Here is a 24,372-nt window from a genome sequence, read left to right on the forward strand (position 1 = left end):
AGCGTCGCTCCGGGCTCGGGATGAATCCGGTTGCGGCAGGCGTTACGCTTGTCGAAGCCGCCGGAGATCGGCGGCCTGTCGAGGGGGTGACTGGTTTCGACTTCGTACGTTGCGGCAGGGGAAGCGAGCCGAGGAAGCCGACGTCGTCTCGAGAATCGTTCGTCGGAAACCAATAAGCGCCAAGAACAATCGCGCTGACTTCGCTCTCGCCGCCTGAGGCGAGTAGCAAGTCTGTCGGCCTGGGAGCGCCTTCGACCCAGTTAGCCGGCATCAGCTAGAAGGCTGGCCAACCGGACCCGGTCGCGGGGTCCGTGCGGCGAGATCAATCAGCGACTGGGCCCGTCACACCGACTCGCTCGCGTGATCGGAGGGGCCGAGTAGAGGCACAGCGAGCTGCGCTCGGAGAAGCCCTGACAAGGCGGCGAAGGACCCGGGTTCGATTCCCGGCACCTCCACCACCTGACTGCGCGCCCCGGTCACCCGACCGGGGCGCGCAGTCGTCTACCCGCCCTGGGAACCAGCCGGGGAGCCCTGTCGTCAGATCGGTATGCGCCGCATCCTCGCCCTGTTGGGCCTGCCACTGCTGATGACGGCTGCCGGTTGCGCCCCGGTCGGCAGCGAACCGACCGGACCGGGCATCCCGACCGACCGGCACGAGGCGTTCGGGCAGCGGGCGACCGAGGTCGCGCAGGCGTGGCGCCCAGGTGCGGCGTGGACCACCGGCTACGTGCCGCTCCAGGAGCCCACGGTGCTCGTCGGCGACCCCGAGTTCACCGACGAGACCAAGCTCGCCTTCCAGGCCGGCTGGTACCGGGAGCAGGTGCCGTTGCCGCCCGGGCGGCCGGACGACGGCACCATCCGCTTCTCCGACGCCGAACTGCGGGTGCCACTGATCACCGCGACTGAGGCGTACCGGCAGCTCGACCAGGGCGATCCGCCGCCCTGTGCCGGGCGACCGAAGGACCCGGGTACGCCACCACCGGCCAATCCGCCGGACGGGCCGGACGCCCCGGTGAGTAGCGAGCCGCAGGCCGCCTGCATCCCGCTCACCGTCACAAACGTCGAACTGGGTTCCGCGCCAGTGCGCACCAGCCGGGGCGAGGCGCAGGTGCCGGCGTGGCTGTTCACCGTCGAGGAGATCGGCGCCGTGGTGGCCCGGGTCGCGGTCGCACCCGACGCCGTCGGTGCCCTGCCCGAGCCGGTCGCGCCGTCCGCGCCCGCCCCGCAGGACCTGGTCAGCGCGCAGGACATCGGATCGGTCGACGGTACGACGCTGAACTTCCGGCTCGGTGTCGGTAGCTGCGACACCGCGATCACTCCGCTGGTGCAGGAACACGACCACGTGGTCGTGGTCGGCGGCACGGTGGTGCGGAGCACCGGCGTCTGCGACGACATGCTCAGGCTGGAACCGGTCGCGGTGACGCTGCGGGCACCGCTGGGAGCCCGTCCGGTCCTCGACGTGGTCAGCGCGACGCCGCTGCGCTTCGCTGCGGGCTGACCGCGCCGTCCGGTCCCGGGCCGGCGTCGGCCGGCGCCGGCGCGTCTCGTCTGCCGACGGGTTCAGAGGATCGGCGGCACATCGGTGCGGATCGGCACCGGCAGCACCGTCGGCCCATCGGCCCGCAGGGCCGTGGCCAGCGCCTCGCCGAGTTGATCGGGATTGTCGACGACTCTGGTGGCACACCCGTAGCCGCGGGCTATCGCCGTGACGTCGATGCCGGGCAGGTCCAGCCCGGGTACCCCCGGCGTCTGCTTGAGTTCGGCGAACGCCTTGAGGATCGCGTACTGCTGGTTGACCGGCACGACGACCACCAGCGGCAACCGCAACCGGCTGGCGGTCCAGAGCGCCTGGACCGAGTAGTGGAACGAGCCGTCGCCGATCACCGCGACCACCGGCCGGTGGCGGCCGGTGTCGCGCTGCGCCAGCGCGATGCCGACGGCCGCCGGCAGGCCGTAGCCGAGACCACCGCTGGCCATCGTGAAGTACGACCCGGGAGTGTCGAACCGCAGCCGGCGACGCAGTGCCGACAGGTTGGACGGAGACTCCTGCACCAGCACCCCGTCTGCGGGCCAGTGCCGGGCCAGTGCGGCGAAGAGCGCGTCGGCGCTGAGCGGAACCGAATCCTCCACCGCCGACGGTACGGGCCGGGCGGGTGGTGGCGACCGGTCCGTCGGTGGCATCAGGTCGGTCAGCGCGGCGAGGGTGAGGCCGGCGTCGCCGAGGAGGCTGTCGCCGATCGGTGCCCGGGCCGCCTCCTCGGGGTCGTCGGTGACGTGCAGCAGTCGGGCACCGTCCAGCAGCGTCTCACCGGGCACGTGCGGGTAGTACCGGAACACCGGGGCGCCGACCACCAGCACGGTGTCGTGTCCCCGGAGCTGGTCGGCCAACGGGCCGATCGCGAAGGGCAGCACTCCCTGGAAATGCGGGTGATTCTCGGGGAAGGCGGTCCGCTCGGGTGCGGGCGCCGACCAGACCGGGGCCACCAGCCGCTCCGCGAGAGCGACCCCGGCCTCCCAGGCACCCGCCCGGTCCACGGCGGCCCCGAACACCAGGGCCGGCGACCGGCTCGTCGCCAATGCCGCGGCGAACTGACGCAGCCGCTCCGGGTCGGGAGCGAACCGGGTGGCCACCGTGCGGGCCTGCGGAGGTGGATCGGCGGGCTGCGCCCAGTCGTCAAGCGGAAGCGAGAGGAAGACGGGCCCGGTCGGCGGCTGGACCGCGGTCGCGTACGCCCGCATGAGCGCCGCAGGGACGTCCTGGGCCCGGACCGGCTCGTGGGCCCACTTGACGTAGGGCTGGGGAAGTTCGGTGGGATGGCGGGCCGTGAGTCGGGGTTCGAGCAGCAACATCTCCCGGGTCTGCTGGCCGGCGGTGACGATCAGTGGGGTCCGGTTGTGCCAGGCGGTGACGATGTTGCCCATGGCGTTTCCGGTGCCCGGTGCCGTGTGCAGGTTGACGTGCGCCGGTGCCCCGGTGACCTGCGCGTAGCCATCGGCCATGCCCACCGCCGACGCCTCGTGCAGTGCGAGCACATAGTGGAAATCGTCGGGGAAGGCGTGTAGGAACGGCTCCTCGGTGGAGCCGGGGTTGCCGAAGACGGTGGTCATGCCCAGAGCCCGGAGCAGGTCGTAGGTGGTGTCGCGGACCGTTGCCATCGCTTCTGAATGTATCGGGGCGACTCGGGAGTAAAGAGCATTTCGCCGCTGCTCCGGCGTCGGCTTCCTGCCGGCACCCGGCCGCCGTCACGCCGGTGGTGACGCGTTGCCCGGCCCGTCCGACCGTCTGTCGATCACCCGACTGTCAGACCTTCGCCTGGATCGGGGGCGCAAGCTATGGTGCCAGGCATGGCGATGACAGCGCGGATGTCACCGGTTGGGCCCACCGTCGATGAGTGTCACCGGTTCCGCCTTTCCGTGCACGACTGACGGGTGCGCGTGATGCAGGGAGAGGGGCAGGCGATCGGCGGGCGGGCGACGGAGTCGATGACCGGAAAGCTGCTGGTGGCGACACCGGCGCTGAAGGACCCGAACTTCGACCGTACGGTCGTGCTGCTGGTCGCGCACGAGCCCGGTGGCGCGCTCGGTGTGGTGCTCAACCGGGCCACCGAGGTGCCGGTGGCGGACGTGCTGCGCGACTGGGGAGACCTGGCCCGCCACCCGGCGGTCCTGTTCGAGGGCGGCCCCGTGCAGCCCGACTCCGCGATCTGCCTGGCCCGGATGCGGCCACCGGTGCGCCGCCTCAAAGGCTTCCATCAGGTCTCCGGCGCGGTGGGCACGCTCGACCTGTCGGTCGACCCGCAGCGGCTCCGGGAGAACGTGCAGAGCATCCGGGTCTTCGCCGGGTACGCGGGCTGGGGCACCGGCCAACTGGAGCAGGAGATCGAGGACGGTTCCTGGTTTCTGCTCGACGCACTGCCCGGTGACGCGTTCGTCGACCGGCCCGACGACCTGTGGCCGATGGTGCTGCGCCGACAGGGCGGCATGATGGCCGCGGTCGCGCACTTCCCGCCGGACGTGGCACTGAACTGACCGGTCGCCGCGGGCACCCCCGCGAGATGACCATGCCGGCGGGCGTGTGTATAGTTCTTCCAGTGCCCGGGCGACCGGGTGCGACAGCAAGGGGCCGTGGCGCAGCTGGTAGCGCACCACACTGGCAGTGTGGGGGTCAGGGGTTCGAGTCCCCTCGGCTCCACCTCGCGTTTATGCAGGTCAATCGGCGTCAGTCATCGACTGGCGTCGATTGTTTGTGATCTCGTGGTCACAGCAATGGTCACGCAGCGCCCCACACTGCACTTCGACGACGGGTGTTGAGACTTCGTCAGAAACGGTCTCTGGCCAGGGATCTTTCTACTGCTTTGGCTGTCGGGGCGTTGTCGGGGCGGAATGTGGGGCGCAAAACCGTGTGGTACTCGAGTGCCGGCACGTACCGTCAGATGCGGCACGATCGATGTGCTGGCGTGCCCGCATGGTGCCCGGCGGGTAACAGGCCGGGGTGCGAGTCGCGCGGATTGAGGACCCGAGGCTCAGCGATCGTCGGCGCGATTGAGGCACAGTGCGGGGCGTCGGAAACGGTTTGGACGGACCGTGCCGCCCTGCGAATCCATCCGTAACGCCGGGTCGATCCCTGTCGGTCTTGATCGCTCGAAGGGGCTCAAACCCCTAGCCAATCACCTGTTGATTGACCGACACGCGCGGCCTGTTCGACTTCCTCGACAGCCGTCAGGACCTGCGCCACGCGAAGCGCCGTCAACGCCGGGTGAGTGTCGGCCGCCGGCGCGTGTGGTTTCCGGTCCGGCGGCGGGGCCGGTCCCGACGAGTCGGGTGTTGTCGCTGGCCGTGGCTGGGCCGGGGGGACGACGTGCGTCGGGGGTTGGCCTGTGGGTACCGGACCGGCCCAGAGGGCGTGGTGCCAGGGGCGGTTGGCGGGCGGCCCCCAAAGTGCTGGTGCCACCGGTCCGAAGAGCAGTACTGATGGGGTGGCGTAGGCGGTGGCGAGGTGACCGATGCCGGTATCGCCGGCGACCACCAGCCGGGCGTGGGCGACCAGGGCAGCAAGCTCCTCCAGCCCCGTGCGGCCGGCGAGCACGGCCGAACCGGGCAGCTCGGCCCGGGCTGCGACCTTGGCGGCGAGGTCACGTTCGCCGGTCGACCCGGTGACGATGACGCGGTGCCCTCGACGGGTCAGTTCCCGGGCTACTGCGGCGAACCGTTCCACCGGCCATCGTCGCTGCGGAGCCTTCGCACCGGGGTGCACGATTGTCACACCGACCGGCAGGTCCTGCGGTGGTGGTCGGCGCAGCGCCAGATTGTTGGGGTCTGCGGGGATGCCGTACCAGGCCAGCAGGCGGCACCAGCGGTGAACCTCATGTTCGTCGGGCCGCCACACCGGTCCGGTGTGGTGTTCCGCCTCGGCGCACGCGAACGCCATCAGCCGCCGGGGCCGGGCGGTGCGCAACAGCCGGTGCGACTGCGGCCCCCGCCCGTGCAGATTCACCGCCCAGTCCGGCGACAGCGGCGGCCACCGACATGGTCCCAGCCCGTCGACCTCGATCAGCTGGTCGATCCCGCCGATCAGGTCGAGCATCGGGGCGAGCCAGCGCGGTGCGGCCAGTGCCAACCGGCGGTCCGTGGCGGCCGCCCGCAGCGCACGCAGGGCTGGCACGGCGGTGGCGAGATCGCCGATACCGAGAGCCCGCAGCACCAGGATCACGGGTAGGAGCTTTCCCTGTCGGCGCAGACGACCAGCTCCCGTACCGCACAACCGGCTGGTTGGGACAACGCGAAGAGCACCGCCTCGGCGACGTGGGTGGGATCGTTGAGTGCCGCCTCCGCCCCGGGCCGGTACTGCTCGTCACGGCCGTCGAAGAACGCGGTTCGCATGCCTCCCGGGATGAGCAGGGTGACGCCGACCGAGCCGGCCAGTTCGGCGGCGAGAGCCCGGGTGAAACCGACCACGCCGAACTTGGCGGCGCAGTAGGCGGTGGCGTCGCTGACCGCTTTGATGCCCAGCGTGGAGGCGACGGTGACCACCGTGCCCTGGGCGCGCTCCAGCGCGGGCAGGGCAGCGCGGATGACTGCGGCGGTGGCGAGCAGGTCGACGGTTACGACGCGCTCCCAAGTCTCGGCGGGGACGTCGGCGAGGCGGCCCGGAGTGTCGGTGCCGGCGGCGGTGACAACGCCGTCCAGTCCGCCGGCCTGCTCGATGAGCTGGCGGGTGGCGTGTTCGGCGGCCCGGGTGTCGGCCAGGTCGCACTCGATCCAGGGCACACCGTCGGCGGGTGACTGCCGGTCCAGCACATACGGCCGTGCGTCAGCCTTGTGCAGTGCGGTCACGACGGCGCCGCCGAGTCCGCTGGCGCCGCCGGTGACCAGAATCGCCTTGCCGTTCATCGGGTTGTTCATCGTCGTCCTTCCGTGAGGTGTCCGCCGTCGGCGCGGAGTGCGGCGATGGTGCTGGAGGTGGAGTGTCCGTGGAGGTAGGGCACGAGCACGGTCTGTCCGCCCCAACCACGTATCTGTGCGGCTTCGGGTAGGTCGGGGTGGTCCGGGTCGGCGCCTCGGGCGTAGTCGCCGCCCTTGACCCAGATGTCGGGGCGGAGCCAGGACAGCACCGCCTGCGGGGTTGGCTCGTCGAAGATGACGACCGCGTCGACGCAGTCCAGCGCGGCGAGTAGCCGGGCCCGGTCGGCCTGTGGGGTGATCGGGCGGTCGGGCCCTTTCAGGTCGGCAACGCTGCGGTCGGAGTTGAGGCAGACGATGAGGCAGTCGCCGAGCCGACGGGCGGCCTGCAGCGTCGCCAGGTGTCCGGTGTGCAGGAGGTCGAAGCAGCCGCCGGTGGCGACGAGCGTGCCCTGGTTGGCGCGTACCCGGGCTAGCATGGCGGACGCCGCTGCCCGACCACCGTCGCCGGCCGCACCGGTGATGGCCACGCCCGGGGTGGCGCGGTCGTCCGCGACGGGGGTCGGGGCCGTCAGCGCGGCCGGGCCGTCGGCGGCGACGTACGCCGAGGCGACCCGGACCGCTTCCTCGACCGCCTCCGACACCAGCGCCCCCTGCGCCAGGGCGCGAGCGGCGGCGGAGGCGAACCGGTCACCGGCGCCGCAGGTGTCACCCACGGTCGCTGTGGGTGCCGGTACGACCAGTGGTGCGCCACCGTTGTGGCACAGCAGGCTGCCGTCGCCGCCGAGCGTCACCGCGACCGCGGCGGCACGCCAACGGTCCCGCAGTGTGCGCGCCGAGCGGGCCACCCCGGACAGCCGGGGTCCGGTCGCGGCGTCTGCGGTGAGCTGGAACAGTTCCCTTTCGTTGGGGGTCAGCAGCCGGCAGCCCGGTACGGCCGCCGGCCCGCGCGGGTGTGGGTCCCAGACCACGGGCGCCGACGTTGCGGCGAGCGCCTGGCGCAACGCCGGTTGCCGGGCTACACCGCGTCCGTAGTCGCTGACCAGGATGGCTTCCGCCGCGGCCAGTACCTCCAGCGTCGCGGCCGATGGTTCGCCGCAGGGTTGGATGTGGCCGCCGCGATCCAGCCGGAGCAGGGTTTGTCCCTGGGCCCGCAGCCGGATCTTCTCGGGGGTGGCGCCGGGCAGCGGTATCGGGTGGAGGCGTACCCCGGCGGAGGTGAGCAGCGCGGTGAGTCGGGCTGCGGCCGGGTCGTCGGCCAGCGCGGTGACCAGGACGACGTCGTGCCCGTCGGCGGCGGCGAGCAGGGCGGCCAGGCCGGCCCCGCCCGGCCGGTCGGTCGCCGACCTCTCGTCCAGGACCGGTGCCGGGGCGTCCGGGCAGAGCCGGTCGACGGTGCCGTCGATGTCCCGGTCCAGCAGGGTGTCCCCGAGTACGACCAGTGGACCGCTCATGAGGGTGCCTCCTCACCGGGCGCCAGGGTCAGCAGCGGCCGCGCCTCGGCCGGTGCCCGCCCGTTTCGCCACGGGGGCGGTGCCGGGCCGTCGTGGCTGGCGAGTCGTGGGCCCGGTCCGGTGGGCCGCAGCCGTGGCAGGGCTTGGTCGACGTAGGAGCAGAGCAGGTGGGTGGAGACCAGGTGCAGTTCCTGGACCACCTGCGGCTCGCTCGACGGCACGGCCAGGACCTCGGCGCAGACGTCGGCGAGCGGATTGGGTGCCGGTCCGGTGAACGCCCAGCAGGTCATCCCCGTGTGCCGTCCGGCTTCCGCTGCCGTCAGTAGGTTCTCGCTACGGCCGCTGGTCGACATCAGCAGCAGGATGTCGCCGGGCCGGCCGTGGGCGCGTACCTGCCGGGCGAACATCTCGTCGAAGCCGTAGTCGTTGCCGATCGCGGTCAACGAGGATGTCTCGGCCGTCAGTGCGATCGCCGACAGCGGGGTGCGGTCGTCGCGGAGCTTGCCGACCAGTTCGGCGGTGAGATGCTGGGCTTCGGCGGCACTGCCGCCGTTGCCGGCGGCCAGCAGCCGGCCGCCGCCGGCCAGGGTCCGGGCGAGTTGGGTGCCCCAGCGGCTCAGTCGCCGGGCGGCGTCACGATAGCCGGGCAGCGCCCGGGACAGCTGGGTCAGGTGCGCGTCGAGAAGCAACTGTTCGGTCATCAGGCCACCGCTGCGCTGGTCTGGGGCGCGCCACACACGGCGGTGTAGACGGCGCCGAGTCGGGCCGCGGTCCGGCTCCACGAGTAGCCGGTACGGATCCGGTCGACGGCGGCGACGCCGTAGCGACGACGCCGGTCCGGGTCGTCGAGGAGGCGGCGCAGCGCGGCGCCCAACGCCTCCGGGTCCCGGGGCGGTACGAGGTCGCCGGTGACCCCCGGCACGACGGTGTCGGTCAGGCCGCCGACGGCCGTGCCGACCACCGGAGTCCCGCAGGCCATGGCCTCCAGTGGAGTCAGCCCGAATGGTTCGTACCAGGGGGTGGCCACGAGCAGGTCGGCCGACCGGTACCAGCGGGCCATGTCCACGCGGGGCACGGCGCCGACGAGGTGTACCCGGTCCGCGACGTCGTGGGACGCGGCCAGGGCACGAAGCCGCTGGGCGAACCCGTCGTCGGCCAGTCGTGCCGCCGGGGGGCCGCCGATCAGGACGTACTCGGCGCCGGGCACGGCCCGCAACGCGCGGACGGCATCCTGGAAGCCCTTGCGTTCGACCAGTCGACCCACGCTCAGTAGGCGGGGCCGGCCCGGGTCGCGACGGGCGGCGGGCCCGTCCGGGGTGAAGATTGCCTGGTTGACTCCGGACGGTACGACGGTGATGGCGGAGCGGGGGACGCCCATCCGGGTCAGCTCCTGCACCTCATCGGCGCACTGCGCGATGACGCGGTCGACGCCGGTGCCGAGCATCCGCTCGTACCTGATCCGGCGCGGCGGGCTGGTGTCGGCCGAGCCCTGGTGGCGACGCTTCACGGTGCCGAGCGCATGATAGGTCTGGACCACCGGTACGCCGGTCTGCCGGCCGGCGGCGAGGGCGGCGAGTCCGCTCATCCAGAAGTGCGCGTGGGCCACGTCCGGTCGCCACACATCGTCCTGCCAGTGCCGGGCGAGCCACCGGCCGAACTCCGGCATGTATGGCAGCAGTTCGTCCTTCGGTACCGGCTCGGCCGGTCCGGCCGGCACATGGACCACACTCACCCCGTCGCCCAGCGGAAGGACGGTGTCCTGGTGCGGCTGGTCGCGTCGGGTGTAGACGCGGACGTCGTGTCCCTGTGCGGCCAACGCAGCGGCGAGTTCAGCCACGTGGGTGTTCTGCCCGCCGGCGTCCCGGCCGCCGAGGGTGGCGAGCGGGCTCGCGTGTTCGGAGATTATCGCGATGCGCACTGTTCCTCCTGAAGTAGTCGATCCCAGTCGGCGAGGAACCGGTCCAGGCCGTACCGGCCGACAGCGGCGCGGTGGGCCTGCTCACCCAGCGTTCGTGCGGCGACCGGGTCGTCGATCAGCCACGCGGCGGCCTCCCGCAGCGTGTTGAGGTTTGTCGACAGCACGCCCGCCTCGGGGGGTACGGCCGCGACCGCCTCCGTGGTGGCCAGCGCGACGACGGGCATGCCGATGGTCATCGCCTCCAGCAGGCTGAGCCCGAGCGAGGTCCAGCGGCACAGGTGCAGATAGGCGCGGCGTCGGGCGAGCTGCTCGTGCAGCCGTGCCTGGGGCAGGTCATAGGTGCCGAGGCGATCGGCGGGCAGGCCGACCGCCTGGGGAAGGGCGTCGACGCCCATGCCGAAGACGTCCAGCGGGGCGACCGCGGCGAAGTGCGGCATCAGATCGGTGCCGGTCACCCGCCAGCGGCGGACCGGATCGTTGGTCACCACCGCCAGCCGCTCCATGCTGCCGTCGTATCTGGCCCGGGGTGGGACGATGCCGTGTTCGACGACGGCGGTGCGGGTGGCGCCGGTGTCCCAGAACAGGTCGTTGAAGTGGGTCACGTGGGCGACGAGCAGGTCGTCGCGGTCGGCCATCGGGTGACGGGTGTTCGGTACGTCGCCCTTCGGCGTGTTGTGCTCGACGTAGATCGCCGGCAGGTCCCGCCCGGGACGCCGGCCCAGCCATGTCTCGGCCAGGCCCAGTTCCTCGGGCCGTTGCAGGATCACCAGGTCGACCGGTTCGGTGGCGAGCCGGGCCGGCGGGATCTCCTCGACCGCCGCCGGCCAGTCGTAGGTCCGCGCGCGACCGAGGCCGTACGGTCCGCGGTCGGCGGTGACCGGGACCAGGTACCGGTGCTTGCCGTGCACGAAGGCGGTGGTCCAGGCGCCATGGACGTGCCACACCAGGATGTTCATCGCTGTCCTTCCGCTGGCCGGGCGGCCCGGGCGGCGAGCAGCCGGACGGCGGCCACCACCTCGGCCGGGTCGACATCGGCGAGGCAGGGATGGCCGGCTACCGGACAGACACTGGCCCGGGTGTCCCGGCAGGCAGCCCCGGCGTCACCGGCCCGAACCAGCGGCACCCGGTACGGCGCCCACCGCCCGAACGGCACCGTAGGGGCGAACAGGCTGACCACCGGCGTGCCGACCGCGGCGGCCAGGTGCGCCGGCCCGGTGTTACCGACCACCACACAGTCGGCCCGCGCCAGCACCGAGGCCAGGTCGGCAAGGGAGGTACGACCGCCGACGTCGACACCGCCGGCCGCCGCCACCTCAGCGGTCAGTTCCCGCTCGTCCGGTCCGCCGGTGACCACGACCCGGTGACCGGCGCGGACGAGAGCGGAGACGATGTCGGCGCAGCGCTGCGGCGGACAGGCCCGAGCCGGCACCGACGCCCCGGGGTGGACGACCACGTAGCCGGCCGGCAGCGCGACCGGCGGGTGTGCCGGCAGCGCGTCGGCATTCAGTCGCAGCGTCGGCTGGTCGCCGACGGACAGCCCGAACCCGGCCGCGGCGGCCAGCGACAACGCCCGCTCCACCTCCGGTATCCCCGCCGGCACACGGTGGCGCAGGTCGAGCAGACTGCCCGGATAGTCGTCGCTGATCGCAGCGACCTGCGGCACGCCGGCCATCCGCAGCAGCAGCGCCAGCGGCAGCGGGGACTGGTGGAACGACGTGAAGATCAGCGCCTGGTCAGCACCGACGGTGGCGAGCCGGGCGATCAGCTCCCGCATCGGTTCCGCCGCCACCGGCGCCGGTGACGGGTCGATCCACGGCAGCGGCCACTCGATCAGCTCGTCCACACCCGGCAGCAGCCCGGCGGCCGCCCGGCCGCGCGGGCCGCACAACAACACGACCCGGTCAGCCCCGGCCGCCACCGCCCGGATCGCCGGCCCGGTGACCAGCACATCGCCGGCCGAGTCGCTGCGCGCCACCAGCACCGTGCGCGGGCGTCCGTGGACCTCATGCCCCGGCTGAGGCGTCAGCTCGGCGCGTACCAGTGCCTGACGGCGGAGCACCTGGTCGACGGCGTCCGCCAGGTCGACGGCGACCGCAGGCGCGGCGTCGATCTCCTCCGGGCGGGTGACCGCTGTCGGTACCAGAATGCCGGCGGCTCCGGCCGCCGCGGCGGCGACCACGTCCCGACCGATGTCGCCGATCACCGCACACCGGCTCGGGTCGGTGCCGAGCGCCCGGGCGGCAGCCTCGACCAGCCCGGGCGCCGGCTTGCGGCACCGGCAGTCCGCCTCCTCCCCATGCGGGCAGACCTGCCAGGTGTCGAAGGGGCCGAGCAGCGCGTCGACGCGAGCGTGCACCGCGTTCATGTCGGCGGCGGTGAACAGGCCGCGGGCCAGCCCGGACTGGTTGGTCACTACGCCCAGCCGCAGGCCGGCGGCGCGGAGCCGGTCAAGCGCCGCCCGGGCGCCGGGCATCGGGCGAACCTTGTCCGGGTCACCGTTGTAGGGCACGTCCTCGATCAGGGTGCCGTCCCGGTCGAGAAGCACGGCGTCGAACAGGCGGGCGGAAGCGGCGTCGCACCCCGTCATCGCACACCATCGCGACACCGCACGGCGCGGCACGGCGCCTCATGACGACCGCCCCACCAGCCACGCACCCAGTGCGTCACGGCGAGCGGCGGAATCACCGCACTGGTCATCAGCATCGCGGTAACCTCCGCGCGGGTACGCGGTCCCGGCGCGATCCGCTCGTAGGCGAACCGGGTCGTACCGGCCAACCAGACCGCACCGGCCAGCGCCGCCGTGCCGGCGAACGGCCGACCGGCACGGGACCCCCGGGCGGCCAGGCCACCGGCCAGCGCGACGGCTGCCAGGACGCCGGCCGTAGTGATCACGGCATGGCGGTGGCGACGCCCCGCCGGCACGCCCAGTTCCTCGCGCCAGCCCGCGCCGTAGAGCCGGCGTAGCAGGGCGTCGTCGGCGTTGCCCCGCTGCGTGCGCAGGCTGATCCAGCGGCTCTCGGCACGCACCGGATGCGTCACCGTCCGGGTGCCCCGGGTCAACCGCCAGCCGGCGCACCGGACCCGGTGGGCCAGTTCCGCGTCCTCGCGGTAGGCCCGGGGGAATCGCTCGTCGAAGCCGCCCACGGCGGTGAGAGCGGTGCGCCGGTAGGCCATGTCGGCGGTGATCCACTCACCGTCGGCCAGGCCGGCGGTGGTCCGTTCCCAGTCGGTCGGCCGTCGATCGGCCGGCAGCGGCACCCGCACGACGCCCTGCACACCGCCGACCCGCTCGGGGACCGCGAGATCAGCGACGAGCCGGTCGAGCCAGTCCGACGCCGGGAGCACGTCATCGTCCAGGAACGCCACCCAGGGAAACCGGGCGGCCCGCCAGCCCAGGTTGCGCGCCGCCGCCGGCCCGGCGCCGTGGCCGCGCAGCACCTTCGTGTACGCGGTCAACGCTCCGGGCACGGGCAACTCGCCGCCGCCGGTGGACCGGTCGTCGACCAGAAGGATCTCCAGAGCCGGCCGGTCACCGACCTGCCCGGCGAGTGTGGCCAGCAGGTCGCCGAGACTGTCCCGACCCAGTGTCGGCACGACGATGCTGATCATCGCGCTGTTCCCAGATCGGTCCGGTGCACCGCGTACGGACCGATCGCGAGCAGGTCAACCGGCGCGGAGCCGAACAGCTCCATCGCCTCCCGTGGCGTGTCGACCATCGGCCGGCCCGCGGTGTTGAGCGAGGTGTTGACCACGACCGGCAAGCCGGTGAGCCGGTCGAACTCGGCCAGCATCTCGGCCACCAGCGGTTCGGTGGTCGGGTCGACGGTCTGGACCCGCGCCGTGCCGTCAACGTGCACCACCGCCGGGATCCGCTCCCGCCAGGCAGGCGCGACCCGATGCACGAAGAGCATGTACGGGCTGGGCAACTCGCCATCGAAGATCTCGGCGGCGCGTTCGACACGTACCATCGGGGCGATCGGCCGGAACTGTTCACGGCCCTTGATGTCGTTCATCCGGCGCGTGGTGTCGGCGTCTCCGGGGTGCGCGAGCAACGACCGGTGGCCCAGTGCCCGGGGCCCGTACTCGCTGCGGCCCTGGAACCAGGCGACCACACCGTTGCCGGCCAGTACCCGGGCCGCTTCGGCGGCGATCGAGTCCGGTCGCCGGTACGGCAGCGCCGCTCGACGCAGCTCCGCCTCCAGTTCGTCGTCGGTCCACCCTCGACCCAGGTCGACTCCGGGCATCGGGGCGGTGGTGTCGCCGAGCACACTGGCCAGGTGCAGGGCCGCGCCGAGCGCCGTGCCCGCGTCACCCGCCGCCGGTTGCACCCACACCCGCCGGTAGGGGCCCTCCGCAGCGATCCGGGCGTTGGCGACGCAGTTCAAGGCGACCCCGCCGGCCATGGTCAGGGTGGCCGGTCCATCGGCTGCCTCATACAGCCATCGGGCCAGCTCGAGGATCGTCTCCTCCACCCGCGCCTGCACGCTGGCGGCGAGGTCCGCGTGCTCGGCGGTCATCTCCCCGTCCGCGGCGCGCGGCTTGGCCAATGTGGACCAGTCGATCTGGTCCACGGTGAACCCGCCGTCGTCGGTGGGGCGGACAAGGTCGCGCAACAGCCCCAGGTGGCGTGGTTGGCCGTACGAGGCGAGTGCCATCACCTTGTACTCGTCGCTGGAGTGCAGGAAGCCCAGGTGCCGGGTGAGGTCCTCGTAGAGCAGACCCAACGAATGCGGCAACTGCTGCGCGGCCAGTTGCCGCAGCCGTCCCTCGACGTAGACGCCACCCAGGTGGCTGGCCGTCTCACCCCGCCCATCCAGCACCAACACGGCGGAGGCCGTCGTACCGCTTGCCTCCGGTGGCGCGGCGAGCCCGGCGGAGGCGGCGTGCGCGACGTGATGCGGCACGAACCGCACGATGTCCGGGTCGAGACCCGGCAACGCCTCGGCGAGGAACTGCGGCGCCCGCGTCGCGTACTCGACCCGCAGCCAGTCCCACGGGTCCGCCAGGCCCAACTCGGCGGCGTCTCGGCAGAAGCCAGGGTCGAAGGAGTAGGCGACCGCGTCGAGGCTGCCGGCATCGATGCCGGCGTGCCGCAGACACCAGGCGGCGGAAAGCTCGGGGAGCTCCCACGCCGAGAAGGGCACCGGACGCTTACCGTGCTTACGCCGGCTGAACCGCTCCTCCTCCGCGGCGGCCACCACCCGGCCATCGATGACCAGGGCAGCAGCCGGGTCATGAAAGATCGCATTGATCCCGAGAACACGCATAGAACGCCTTCTACCCTGTGCCTGGGCGACCACACCGAAGATCGGCAACTTCCCAAAAATGCGAAATGTCCATATGGTGCCGACGGTCGACACATCCGCACCGCGGCATCCTGGGCAGCCGAACTGTTAGGGACTTTCCGCGCGAGCCGCTCGATCAGGTCCCATGGGGATCACCGAGTCGTGGCGGCTATCGGAGCGTCCACATTCAATCGGGTGTCGGTTGCCGCCAACAGATAGGTGACGCACGGGGCGGGATCGTGCAGGATCAGCGTGACTTTGGCGCGGGTGGCGGCGTGCTCTGCTCGCAGCAGGGCGCTGATGCCGTGGGCGCTGAAGAAGGTCACCTGGGATAGGTCGAGTATCACCCGTACGGGACGCCGGGTGATCACGTGTTCGGCCAGCTCGCTGATGAGGTGTGCGGTGCTCATGTCGACCTCGCCACGGACGGTGATCGACGGCACCGGTCCCTCACTGTCCAGGGACAGGGTCATGATGGGTTCGGCGGGTTGAGCACGCTGTCGAGCGGGCCTGGTGAGGATGGGCATGTCGCCTCCCGATCTGGTGCATCGGTGAGTCGGATCCTCCCGCGGCAGCAAGGCGCGGGAGGCGGACCTGGGCGCACGTCTTGACCCGCAGCCGACCTTACCCATGACGTGCGCCGCTGACACCAAGCGAGTGTGAAGGAGCCTGATGCTGGCGGTGACCTTCGATTCGGCGGTCCCGCTGCTGCCACCGCAGCCGGACGAGCAGGTCCTCACCCGGTGTCAGGCGTTGAGCCAGGAGGAGTCCAACCTGAGCCAGCGGACGCTGGCGCACCTGCGCCGGGAGTGGCCACCGAGAGCTTCGACGACTTTCGGTGACGCTAGCGTCGCCGTGAATGGTCGACCGGTCGGGGATGGCGCCGGCTCAGCGCAGCAGGACCGGGCCCGTGTCGATCCGGGTCCGGAACAGGAGGTACGGCTTGCGCCGCAGGTCCTGTCCCCGCTGGTAGGCGGCTTGGCGGTGCAGCTGGTTGGCAGTGACGTACAGGTACCCGTCAACGGCCACCGACATCGTGTCTGGCCAGAGCAGTCGCGAGTCGTGGACCACGGTCTCGTACTCGCCGTCGGTGCGGCGGCGCAGCACCGCGTTGTGTTCGTAGGAGGTGAGGTAGAGCCGTCCGGTGTCGTCGGTCTCCAGGCCGTCGGAGCCGCCGCCCTTGTCGCCCTCGTCGCGGACCGTCGCGGCGACCTCGTCGTCGCCGAGCCTCTGGTCGGCCAGTGCGTCGGTGGCGACGCTGTACCAGCGGCGCGACGCCAGCGGACAGTAGTAGAGGCGGGAGCCGTCGGCGGCGATGGCGATGCCGTCACAGCCCATCGACACCGGTTTCGGGTCGCCGTCGGCGGGGCGTTCCAGGAACGGCCGACCCTCCACCACGGGTCGGAACGTCTCCAGCGGCTCCGCCTTGGTGGACGGGTGCTCGTGCAGCCGGCGCCAGGTCTCGCCGGTGGCCAGGTCGACCACGATGATCCCGTTCGGGCCGGAGTCGGAGGAGTCGGTGATGTAGGCGATGCCGGCCTCGCCGCGGCGCAGGTCGAAGCGCACGTCGTTGAGGTAGGTGGTGGGCAGCGCCACGTCGGCCGGAAAGGTGATCACCTGGGCGACCGTGTCGGTGTCCAGGTCGACCCGGACCAGTTTCGGCCCACCCGTCCGGGTCGGCTGGAACATGGGGCTGCCGGTGTCGAGGACCCATAGCCGGTCGGCCGGGTCGACCACGATGCTCTGCACCGAGACGAACGCCTGCGCGTCGTCGTCGGCCGACGGGCTGTTCCACTCCTGGTCGGGAAACGGCACCTCGGTCCCGTCGCGCAGTTCGACCACCGTGGCAGGCACCTCGTCACCCCACTTCGGGAAATTGACGAAGATCCGCCCGTTGTGCGACACGCTCACCCCGGTCGGCATCGGTCCGGTGAAGGTGTGCACCACCTCCAGTTCACCCACCGGTTCATTGGCTGCCGGGCCGGTCACCGTAGCGCCTTGAGAGCGAACGCGGTGACCGTCCCGTAGGCCAGGTGTGGGACGAGGTCAGTGATCCAGTCGGCGGCCGACCACGAGCGGGGGTCGGTGATCTTCAGCGCGGTCATGGGGGCGTTGGAGGCGACCATTGCTAGCCCGGTCAGGGCCAGCGCCGAGACGGCGGTGGGCAGTCGGCGGCCTCCTGCTGCGGCGTATATCCCGGCGGCGGCCACGGAGGTGACGTAGCCGAGCAACGGGCCGAGCCCGGACTTCCGGTTCTCACCGGCCTGCTGGTCGCCGAGGTCGACGTGGGCCAGGTCGGCCAGGCGGGCGGCGCTGTCCTCCCCGGCGCTGCTGGCCGGCCGGGCCCGCACCGCCATGTCCAGGTAGGTGACGGCGTTCAACGCGGACGCGCCGGCGGCGCCGGCGATCAGAACTCTGCTGGTCGGCGTCATTCTCACCTGCTACCCGCCTGCCCGCCGATCACACCCGACGGGCCGGGCGCGTGCGAGCCGGCATCACCGGGACGACAGACCATCCGCTTACGCTCCCCGGGACGCTCGCGTAAGTAGGAGGGTATCGTTGCGGCCCTGTAGTCCACTTCCGCCGTGATACGGATGTGGCGAATCGGCGTCGAGCACCCGGCGCTGGTCCCGGCTCCGCGTCCGGTGGGTCCGTGCAGCGGCCCGCGACGTGTGGGCTGCCATCCGCGCGCCCCACCCTTTTCGCCCCTGATGATGGTGTTCCGGCGTGTTGACCGTGAGGACTGCCGCCATGAGTCACCAGCCGACGGACCCTGGCGACGCCTTCGCCGAACTCGGCCGGATCAAGCTCGGCGAGACTGGCCTCGACGACGTTCTGCAACGCGTCGCCGAACTGGCCAAACGCACCCTGGACGCACCGGTGGAGGTGTCCGTCACCCTGGTCCGTAACGGCACTGGGCACACCGCGGCGTTCACTGACGACCTGGCCCGGGACATGGACGAGCGGCAGTACGCGCAAGGTCGCGGACCCTGCCTGGACGCCGCCGCCAGCGGCGACATTCTGCCCGTACCCGACCTCTCCACCGAAGACAGGTGGCCGGACTGGGCTGAACGTGGCGTGAAGGCAGGGGTGGGCAGCTCGGTGTCGATCGGTCTGCCGGTTCAGGACGCGGTCGTCGGGGCGCTCAACGTCTACGCCCGTGCCCCGCACGCGTTCGACGACGACACGATCACCGTGCTGGAGACCTTCGCCGCGTACGCCGCCGTCGCCTTGGCCAATGCGCAGCTCTACGACAGCACCGCCACCCTCGCCCGGCAGATGCAGGAGGCGATGGCCAACCGCGCCGTCATCGAGCAGGCCAAGGGCATCATCATGGCCGAACGCCGCTGCACCCCCGGCGAGGCGTTCACCATCCTGGCGAAAGTGTCGCAGGACTCCAACCGCAAGGTCCGCGACGTGGCCCAGGCCCTCGTCGACCGGGCAGCCGGAGAACGCTGACCCTCGTCTACTTTTCGCGGGCCTTGCGGGTGCTGCCGTTGTTGGCTTTGCGGATGGCCTTGACGAGGTCCGCCTTGTTCATCCGTGACCGGCCACGGATGTCGAGCTTCTTGGCCAGGTCCATCAGGTGTTCCTTGCTGGCGTTGGCGTCGACCCCACCGGCTGTCCGGCCCGACGAGCCGCGGCCGCCGGCGGCCTTCTTGTCACTCGGCCCCCTCTTGGCCTTCGGCTCCCAGTGGTCGCCCACCTTCTCGAAGGAGTGCTTGACGGCCGCGAACGCCGTCCGGTGGGCGCGCTCGCCCTCACCGTACGAGTCGACTGCGGAGTCGTGCGCCTCCGCGTAGGTGTCCTGTGCCTTCTTCGGCGACCGCTTCAGGGTGCTGGGCATGTCCTTCCGCGCCGGCATCGTCGCTCCTCTCGTAGCTTCTCGTCGTTGACCGTGCCCCCGTGGTCGCCGCGCCAAACACCGCCGTTCGCCAGCGCGCGGCTGCCGTTCCCCATTCGAGGGTTTGGGGCGCGAGCGTGGAAAGGTGACGATCTAGACACTTCCTCGAGAATCGGGACAGTTGATGCGGGTCGGCTACAAGCTGGCCAGTGAGGATGCGTGCCGAGGGATCCGGCAGGCGGTCCGGGTCGAGGAGGTCGGCTTCGACTCTGGTCGAGATGGGCGACCACTTCACCCGGCGATCATCGCGCAGGCCGCGGTCACCCTCGCGAAGCGATTGCGGGAGGCACTGGAAAAGTGACGAGCGAACTGCCCAATCCGGTCGACTTCGACGCCGCCTCCCACACGGTCACCGAGGATGACATCCGGCAACAGTTCGTCGTCGGCCCCGACCCCGACGGCTTCCTCGACTTCTACCGACACCCTCGCCGACCGCCTCCGCGCCGCATCGGCCGGGACCGCCGTGTGTACTCCCCGGCAGACCGGGCAGAAGGTCGACGGTAGGTAGAGCGAACTCAGTGAGAGAGGAACTTCCCGATGCCGAGCACCACGCTGCCCATGCTGGAGACGTACCCGAAGTCGATCAACCTGGACCGGGCGAAGCTTGCGGCGGCGATCGACGCCCTCAATGACTGTGCGCAGGCTTGCACTGCGTGCGCCGATGCCTGCCTCAGCGAGGACATGGTCGCCGAACTGACCAAGTGCGTCCGGACGAATCTGGACTGCGCCGACATCTGCGCCTCCACCGCCCGGGTCCTGTCCCGACACACCGGCTACGACGCCAACATCAGCCGCACACTGCTGCAGGCGTGCGCCACCGCCTGCAAGTCCTGCGGCGATGAGTGCGCGAGCCACGCCGACAAGCACGAACACTGCCGGATCTGCGCCGAGGCGTGCCGCGCCTGCGAGCAGGCGTGCCGGGACCTGCTCGCCACGATCAGCTAGCGAATGCGGGCGGTGCCGGCACCCTCTCGTGCCGGCACCGCGCATTCACCGCTTGGCCTCGTGCTTGGCCATCTGGGGCTGCTCCCCCTTGCCGACCTTGCGCAGGGCGTCGCGGAGTTGCTCCTCGGTCATCTTGGAGTTGCCCTCGATACCCGCGTCGTGGGCCTGCTGACGCAAATCGTGCAGCCTCTCCCGGTCACCCATGTCGACCTCCCCGTGGGTCCGATGGCGCCGCTAATCCGTGCGCCACTGTCGCCTGCGGCGTTCCCGTGCGGAGGCGGAGGCAAACGGGGTCAGCGGGCACCCGGTCCCGGGTTCTTGTCGGCGTTGCGGGTGATGACGCTGAAGTGGCCCTCGGACTCCATCCGGACCTCCTTGACATCGTCCAGACGCTCGACGCCCTGCTGGCGGAGCTGGCTGTACAACTCATCCTCGGTGATCAACTCGCGGCGCATGTTACGGCGCAGGATACGGCCGTCCCTGACCAGTACCAGGGACCCCGGGTGAATGATCCGGGCGGCGGCAGGCCAGCGGTAGGCCAGCACGTCGAGCACGTACGCCCAGCCGATGATCACCGCGACCAGCAGCACCCCGTCGGCGATCGAGGTATAGTCGTCGGCCATCGCGTTCTGGGCGGCGTCGGCGATCAGCACGATGACCAGCAAATCTGTGACACCGGTGCTACCGCTCTCCCGTTTGAGCAGCACCCGCAGCAGGAAGAAGATCGTCAGGTAGATCACGCTGCCGCGCAGCGCGATCTCCCACAGCGGCGTGTCGGGAACGAACAGCTTCCACCAGTCCCTCACCCGCCGCGCCTACCCGAGCCAACCACCTGGCACACCAGCGACACCCGCTTCCGATGAGTGGACCGGAGTTGGTTCGCCCACGATCTGCCGCCCTCTACTCGGCCGGATGCCTACCGTCGGAGGAATGAAGTGCTGCTGCGCGGCGGGCCCCGGCGACGGGCAGTCGTCACCGGTGGCGGGGAGACCGTCGTCTGGCGGGCCTGCCTGTACGAGATCACCACCGACAGGGAAACGACCTACGGGTGGGTTCCGCGGATCCTGCCGGTGACCGGTGACACCATCGCCGCGCCACTGACCATCGGCGCGATGCTCGCCATTTTCGGCACCATCCTCGTGCTATCGACCCGCCGCCGGCGGCACGCCGGCCGAAACGACTGACCGGATTGTCCCGGCCAGGGCCGAGACCGGACCCTGGCCGGGACGCACGCGGACGGCCCTTCTTCGGCTGGGCGTCGCCTCGCCAACCGAAGACCTCACATCGGCTACGACCAGGCGATCGACCCGCTCCGGCATCTATGACGCAACCTGCTGCCCGGGTCACGGCGGATGTTCGCTGCTGGGCTCTCGCTCTGAAGTGGATGAGGTGGCCCAAGCGCCGGGCGGGTGCCGGGGCGCCGCCAGCTCGGCCACCACCCCGAAATGATCACTTGCCCATACTCCGTTCACCGGCTCGTCGAAGGCCAACTGGCAGTTGACGACCTCAAGAGTCGGGCCATGGACTCCACAGCGAATCATGACGTAGTCGATCCGACGTCCCAGCTCCAACGACATCTCGCCGGCTCGTTCGAGTGGGTTCGTTGGCGTGAAGGTATGCCCGGGGTCCTCCGGATGCATCGCCGCCCAGGTGTCTCGGTAGGCGACGCTGGTGCCGTGCAGCGACTGCTTGCCGGTCCAGAATCGGATGCTGGCAGAGTCGGGGGTGTCGTCGAAATCCCCAGCCAGCACCACATGCACGTGGCGGCCGGCGACCTTGTTCTCGACGAACCGGGCGCAGGCGACTGCTTGCAGCTCACGTTCGTGGGCATAGCCTATCTGCCAGGTGGGCTTGTGGTGGACGAACAGCAGTGGCCCGATCGGTGGTGGTGCCTCGATCTCACCGACGACGGCTGCGCTCCACGGCAGGTCGACCCGATCGGTGACACGCAGATCAACCTCATGCACGGTATCGATGGGCCATCGACTGGCGAAGGTGGCTCCCACACCGTCTCTGGAGCGGCGCGAGTGATGAACGACGTGGTAGGCCGGGCCGAGCACATCCGGAACCTGGTCGTAACCAGCGTCCTTCACCGTCTCCTGCAGCGCGACCAGGTCTGGGCGCCACCTTGCGATCCCTGCTCGTATCACCAAGCGCCGTCGGTTCCAGTCGCCGTGATCCGGCGAGAGCAGGTTGAGGGTCATGACCCTCAGATGCGTCTGCGCCGCGCTCTTCGGTGTCCCGGCTCTTCCGTCCCGCATACGGGTGTTTTACCTGCGTGCCGGATCGCCGAAACGCATCCGCTCAGCCGGTCCGCGTTTTGGCTCCAAGCAGACTGGTCGGGGCTCGCTCGGGATGGTTGCGCGGATTCGGCTGCGCATTCTGGTTGCCTAAGTCAATCGCCTGGATCAGACGTGCGCTCAATTCGTTGGGGCCACGCCGTCTCTGATCCGGGCTTGCAACATCTCGTCGGTCAGCGCGGGTCGGCCGCCGGGATGCCTAACGGTCGCGCCGGCAGCGGCCACTGCGTACGAGGCGGCGGACGCCGGTGTGTCACCGCGTAGCAGCGCTACTGTCAGCGCGGCGGTGAGGGCGTCGCCGGCACCCGTGGTGTCGACCGCCTTGTCGCTGCTCAGCGGGGTCAGGAGGCTTCCCGAACCCCAGTGCTGGTGCCGCCAGACGAAAAGGTTTCCGATCGGTCCCAGCCCGAGCACGATCAGTGCCGGACCTGTGTCGAGCACATCCTCGGCCGCCTTTCGGACCTTGTCCGGATTGTCGCTGCGGATTCCGGTCAGCAGCTCTGCCTCCCGGTCGTCGGCCCGTACCACGTCGGCTGCCGCGAGTAGGGATCGCCGGTGTTCGTCGTCGGCGGGAGCACCGTCGAGCACCACCAAAGAGCCTGCTGTCTGTCCCTGGCGTGCGGCGGCCAGCGCCGCCGCAGGTCGCTGCTGTAACTGCACCAGCACCGCGTCCATCCGCTGGAAGGCATTGGCTGCGGCTGTGATGTCGGCCTCGGTGAGCAGCGTCGGCTCTGGCAGATGCTGGAGATAACGCCATCGTCCCTGCGGCTCCAGCACTTCGATGATCAGCCCGGTCGGTATCCCGCTGCGCCGGACGACATAGGTGACGTCGATACCGTCCCGGCGTGCCTGAGCCAGCAGATCATCGCCGACATCGTCGTCGCCTGCCACCGCCAGTAGCGTTGCCGTGGCTCCCAGTTGGCTCAGCGCGACCGCCTGGTTGGCGCCCTTGCCGCCGAGTACTTCACGGCGCCGCCCCACGTCAGTCGCCTGATGCGGTCCGGGAAGCCGGTTCACGGTCAGTACCACGTCCCGGGCCAGTTGACCCATCACCAGTACACGCGGCGGCGACACGTTGACTCCCGTACCCAGGATGGGCGCTGGTTATCCTCAGGAGGCGGGCCGCCTCGGTGGCGGGCGGCGCGTCCCTGTTGGCTGTCGGAACGTAGTCGTCACCGTCGGGGGCCTGGGACGGAGCGGGTCTGGGATACATTGGCGATCACCGTCACGGCGCCGCACGACACGACACCGCCGACCCCGGCGTTCCGTCAGCCCTCTCACGGCGACTGTTGGTCGCCGCGCCGGTGTTCCACCTCGACATTCCAGGCGGCGAGTTCATCGACGCGAACCCGGGTGAGTAGCGCGTCGACCGCAGCTCGGTTGCTCGCGCCGGGATGTCGCACGACCGCGGCCAGTGCGGTGGCGGCCACACCGTTGCGCAGCGCCTCGGTCAGGTCCTTCCCCGCGGCCAACGCCGCGGCGATACCCGCCGTCATGGCGTCACCGGCCCCATGCAGGCTCGCCGGGCGCAGCGACGGCAGGACAGCCTGCACCACCTTGCTGGCCAGCAGGCCCAACGCAGGCTGGTCGCCGTGGCCGACCACCACGTGATCGGCACCCTCACGTCGAAGCTGATGCATCGCCCGGATAAGGTCGTCCCGGTCGTCGGTGCTGGCGTACCCGTTGTCGAGCTCCTCGTGCGTCATGCGCAGGACCGTCACACCCGCAGCCAGCACCGGACCGAGCAGCACCTGGGACAGGTCGGCCACCACCGTGCCGCCCCGCCGCCGGAGGTCCGCGGCGAGAAGCCGATAGCTGGCCGGATCGACCACCGACTGATCCACCGGACCGGCCAGGACAGTCACTGTCGCCTCGTCGGCCTCGCGCAGCACCGACCGGTGCAGATCGTCGGCCTGCTGCGGGGAAAGCGGAAGCCCGGACGATTCGGCGAGCGGTTGGGCACCGCGCCGTTCGTCCTCGACGTACCAGCCGGTCGGGGCGTCGCGCCGGACAGCGCGCACAGTGATGCCCTCCACCCTCGAGCACGTGCTGCAGAACGTCACCGGTACGGCCACCCACCATCGTGCACTTCTCGGGGTCAGGTTGGCCAAGCCCCGCTTTGCGGCGAAGTCCTCGAGGGTGAGTCGTCTGCTGCGCTACAGCATCG

Annotated in this window: 26 protein-coding genes, 1 tRNA gene and 1 other RNA gene; 9 read left to right on the top strand and 19 right to left on the bottom strand. The window is 70.9% G+C overall.

What is annotated here, in order from left to right:
• Nucleotides 1-82: 82 nt before the first annotated feature.
• Together ssrA and AB0J93_RS14535 are read left to right on the top strand one after the other, a co-directional pair.
• Nucleotides 83-458: a transfer-messenger RNA gene (gene ssrA / locus AB0J93_RS14530) on the top strand.
• A gap of 89 nt (nucleotides 459-547) precedes the next feature.
• Nucleotides 548-1,498, top strand: coding sequence for a hypothetical protein (locus tag AB0J93_RS14535; RefSeq protein ID WP_363921843.1), 951 nt, complete (start codon nucleotides 548-550; stop codon nucleotides 1,496-1,498).
• Nucleotides 1,499-1,560: 62 nt separating this feature from the next.
• Here AB0J93_RS14535 and mdlC read toward each other — a convergent pair whose 3' ends face one another.
• Nucleotides 1,561-3,156 (bottom strand): benzoylformate decarboxylase, encoded by a 1,596-nt coding sequence (gene mdlC, locus AB0J93_RS14540; protein ID WP_363921845.1) that lies wholly within the window; start codon nucleotides 3,154-3,156, stop codon nucleotides 1,561-1,563.
• 282 nt (nucleotides 3,157-3,438) lie between these two features.
• Between mdlC and AB0J93_RS14545 the strand changes: the two genes are divergently transcribed.
• Nucleotides 3,439-4,029, top strand: coding sequence for a YqgE/AlgH family protein (locus AB0J93_RS14545; RefSeq protein WP_363921847.1), 591 nt, complete (start codon nucleotides 3,439-3,441; stop codon nucleotides 4,027-4,029).
• A gap of 90 nt (nucleotides 4,030-4,119) precedes the next feature.
• Nucleotides 4,120-4,192, top strand: a tRNA-Ala gene (locus tag AB0J93_RS14550).
• A gap of 459 nt (nucleotides 4,193-4,651) precedes the next feature.
• On the opposite strand, the gene AB0J93_RS14555 is transcribed toward AB0J93_RS14550, so the two are convergent.
• The 12 genes from AB0J93_RS14555 to AB0J93_RS14610 all read right to left on the bottom strand — a co-directional run bounded on the left by AB0J93_RS14555 (nucleotide 4,652) and on the right by AB0J93_RS14610 (nucleotide 17,488).
• The gene (locus AB0J93_RS14555) at nucleotides 4,652-5,710 is read right to left on the bottom strand and encodes a glycosyltransferase family 9 protein (RefSeq protein WP_363921849.1); all 1,059 of its coding nucleotides are present in this window, start codon (nucleotides 5,708-5,710) and stop codon (nucleotides 4,652-4,654) included.
• Nucleotides 5,707-6,390: an SDR family oxidoreductase gene (locus tag AB0J93_RS14560; protein WP_363922059.1), complete on the bottom strand. Its 684-nt coding sequence runs from the start codon at nucleotides 6,388-6,390 to the stop codon at nucleotides 5,707-5,709. Before AB0J93_RS14560 ends, AB0J93_RS14555 begins: the two co-directional genes overlap by 4 nt.
• A gap of 8 nt (nucleotides 6,391-6,398) precedes the next feature.
• Nucleotides 6,399-7,853, bottom strand: coding sequence for a PfkB family carbohydrate kinase (locus AB0J93_RS14565; RefSeq protein ID WP_363921851.1), 1,455 nt, complete (start codon nucleotides 7,851-7,853; stop codon nucleotides 6,399-6,401).
• Nucleotides 7,850-8,557, bottom strand: a complete 708-nt coding sequence (locus tag AB0J93_RS14570) for an SIS domain-containing protein (protein ID WP_363922061.1) — start codon at nucleotides 8,555-8,557, stop codon at nucleotides 7,850-7,852. The genes AB0J93_RS14565 and AB0J93_RS14570 overlap by 4 nt, the downstream gene beginning before the upstream one ends.
• Nucleotides 8,554-9,771 carry a glycosyltransferase gene (locus AB0J93_RS14575; RefSeq protein ID WP_363921853.1) on the bottom strand — a complete coding sequence of 406 codons (1,218 nt, stop codon included), beginning with the start codon at nucleotides 9,769-9,771 and terminating at the stop codon, nucleotides 8,554-8,556. Before AB0J93_RS14575 ends, AB0J93_RS14570 begins: the two co-directional genes overlap by 4 nt.
• Nucleotides 9,756-10,727, bottom strand: a complete 972-nt coding sequence (locus AB0J93_RS14580; RefSeq protein ID WP_363921855.1) for a glycosyltransferase — start codon at nucleotides 10,725-10,727, stop codon at nucleotides 9,756-9,758. Before AB0J93_RS14580 ends, AB0J93_RS14575 begins: the two co-directional genes overlap by 16 nt.
• Nucleotides 10,724-12,358, bottom strand: coding sequence for an HAD-IIIA family hydrolase (locus AB0J93_RS14585; protein ID WP_363921857.1), 1,635 nt, complete (start codon nucleotides 12,356-12,358; stop codon nucleotides 10,724-10,726). Before AB0J93_RS14585 ends, AB0J93_RS14580 begins: the two co-directional genes overlap by 4 nt.
• Nucleotides 12,355-13,380, bottom strand: a complete 1,026-nt coding sequence (locus AB0J93_RS14590; RefSeq protein ID WP_363921859.1) for a glycosyltransferase — start codon at nucleotides 13,378-13,380, stop codon at nucleotides 12,355-12,357. Before AB0J93_RS14590 ends, AB0J93_RS14585 begins: the two co-directional genes overlap by 4 nt.
• Nucleotides 13,377-15,038: a carbamoyltransferase C-terminal domain-containing protein gene (locus AB0J93_RS14595; RefSeq protein ID WP_363921861.1), complete on the bottom strand. Its 1,662-nt coding sequence runs from the start codon at nucleotides 15,036-15,038 to the stop codon at nucleotides 13,377-13,379. The genes AB0J93_RS14590 and AB0J93_RS14595 overlap by 4 nt, the downstream gene beginning before the upstream one ends.
• 170 nt (nucleotides 15,039-15,208) lie before the next feature.
• Nucleotides 15,209-15,529 (bottom strand): STAS domain-containing protein, encoded by a 321-nt coding sequence (locus AB0J93_RS14600; protein ID WP_363921863.1) that lies wholly within the window; start codon nucleotides 15,527-15,529, stop codon nucleotides 15,209-15,211.
• A 415-nt stretch (nucleotides 15,530-15,944) separates the two neighbouring features.
• Entirely contained in the window at nucleotides 15,945-17,018 is a 1,074-nt protein-coding gene (locus tag AB0J93_RS14605; protein WP_363921865.1) for an L-dopachrome tautomerase-related protein, read from the bottom strand.
• Between the two features lie 23 nt (nucleotides 17,019-17,041).
• Nucleotides 17,042-17,488 carry a hypothetical protein gene (locus AB0J93_RS14610; RefSeq protein WP_363921867.1) on the bottom strand — a complete coding sequence of 149 codons (447 nt, stop codon included), beginning with the start codon at nucleotides 17,486-17,488 and terminating at the stop codon, nucleotides 17,042-17,044.
• Nucleotides 17,489-17,807: 319 nt separating this feature from the next.
• Here AB0J93_RS14610 and AB0J93_RS14615 point away from each other — a divergent pair, with 319 nt between their 5' ends.
• Entirely contained in the window at nucleotides 17,808-18,515 is a 708-nt protein-coding gene (locus AB0J93_RS14615) for a GAF and ANTAR domain-containing protein (protein WP_363921869.1), read from the top strand.
• A gap of 7 nt (nucleotides 18,516-18,522) precedes the next feature.
• Here AB0J93_RS14615 and AB0J93_RS14620 read toward each other — a convergent pair whose 3' ends face one another.
• Nucleotides 18,523-18,921, bottom strand: coding sequence for a ChaB family protein (locus AB0J93_RS14620; protein WP_363921871.1), 399 nt, complete (start codon nucleotides 18,919-18,921; stop codon nucleotides 18,523-18,525).
• A 163-nt stretch (nucleotides 18,922-19,084) separates the two neighbouring features.
• Here AB0J93_RS14620 and AB0J93_RS14625 point away from each other — a divergent pair, with 163 nt between their 5' ends.
• From AB0J93_RS14625 to AB0J93_RS14635, 3 genes are read left to right on the top strand one after another with little or no spacing between them, the layout of a single operon-like run.
• A complete protein-coding gene (locus AB0J93_RS14625; RefSeq protein ID WP_363921873.1) occupies nucleotides 19,085-19,261 on the top strand; it encodes a hypothetical protein in 177 nt (58 codons plus the stop codon).
• Nucleotides 19,258-19,464 (top strand): hypothetical protein, encoded by a 207-nt coding sequence (locus AB0J93_RS14630; protein ID WP_363921875.1) that lies wholly within the window; start codon nucleotides 19,258-19,260, stop codon nucleotides 19,462-19,464. The genes AB0J93_RS14625 and AB0J93_RS14630 overlap by 4 nt, the downstream gene beginning before the upstream one ends.
• Nucleotides 19,465-19,497: 33 nt before the next feature.
• Nucleotides 19,498-19,905, top strand: coding sequence for a four-helix bundle copper-binding protein (locus AB0J93_RS14635; protein WP_363921877.1), 408 nt, complete (start codon nucleotides 19,498-19,500; stop codon nucleotides 19,903-19,905).
• A gap of 45 nt (nucleotides 19,906-19,950) precedes the next feature.
• On the opposite strand, the gene AB0J93_RS14640 is transcribed toward AB0J93_RS14635, so the two are convergent.
• Both AB0J93_RS14640 and AB0J93_RS14645 read right to left on the bottom strand, forming a co-directional pair.
• A complete protein-coding gene (locus AB0J93_RS14640) occupies nucleotides 19,951-20,109 on the bottom strand; it encodes a hypothetical protein (protein WP_363921879.1) in 159 nt (52 codons plus the stop codon).
• Nucleotides 20,110-20,198: 89 nt separating this feature from the next.
• Nucleotides 20,199-20,711, bottom strand: coding sequence for a YetF domain-containing protein (locus AB0J93_RS14645; protein ID WP_363921881.1), 513 nt, complete (start codon nucleotides 20,709-20,711; stop codon nucleotides 20,199-20,201).
• A gap of 264 nt (nucleotides 20,712-20,975) precedes the next feature.
• On the opposite strand from AB0J93_RS14645, the gene AB0J93_RS14650 reads away from it, so the two are divergent.
• Nucleotides 20,976-21,089: an LPXTG cell wall anchor domain-containing protein gene (locus AB0J93_RS14650; protein WP_363922063.1), complete on the top strand. Its 114-nt coding sequence runs from the start codon at nucleotides 20,976-20,978 to the stop codon at nucleotides 21,087-21,089.
• Nucleotides 21,090-21,248: 159 nt separating this feature from the next.
• Here AB0J93_RS14650 and AB0J93_RS14655 read toward each other — a convergent pair whose 3' ends face one another.
• The 3 genes from AB0J93_RS14655 to AB0J93_RS14665 all read right to left on the bottom strand — a co-directional run bounded on the left by AB0J93_RS14655 (nucleotide 21,249) and on the right by AB0J93_RS14665 (nucleotide 24,241).
• Nucleotides 21,249-22,109 carry an endonuclease/exonuclease/phosphatase family protein gene (locus AB0J93_RS14655; RefSeq protein ID WP_363921883.1) on the bottom strand — a complete coding sequence of 287 codons (861 nt, stop codon included), beginning with the start codon at nucleotides 22,107-22,109 and terminating at the stop codon, nucleotides 21,249-21,251.
• A 216-nt stretch (nucleotides 22,110-22,325) separates the two neighbouring features.
• Complete coding sequence (locus tag AB0J93_RS14660; RefSeq protein WP_363922065.1) at nucleotides 22,326-23,255, bottom strand: PfkB family carbohydrate kinase; 930 nt, start codon at nucleotides 23,253-23,255, stop codon at nucleotides 22,326-22,328.
• Between the two features lie 227 nt (nucleotides 23,256-23,482).
• The gene (locus AB0J93_RS14665) at nucleotides 23,483-24,241 is read right to left on the bottom strand and encodes a PfkB family carbohydrate kinase (RefSeq protein ID WP_363921885.1); all 759 of its coding nucleotides are present in this window, start codon (nucleotides 24,239-24,241) and stop codon (nucleotides 23,483-23,485) included.
• Between the last annotated feature and the right edge of the window lie 131 nt (nucleotides 24,242-24,372).

Origin of the sequence: Micromonospora sp. NPDC049374 (assembly GCF_040677165.1) — a bacterium.
Taxonomy (GTDB): Bacteria; Actinomycetota; Actinomycetes; order Mycobacteriales; family Micromonosporaceae; genus Micromonospora.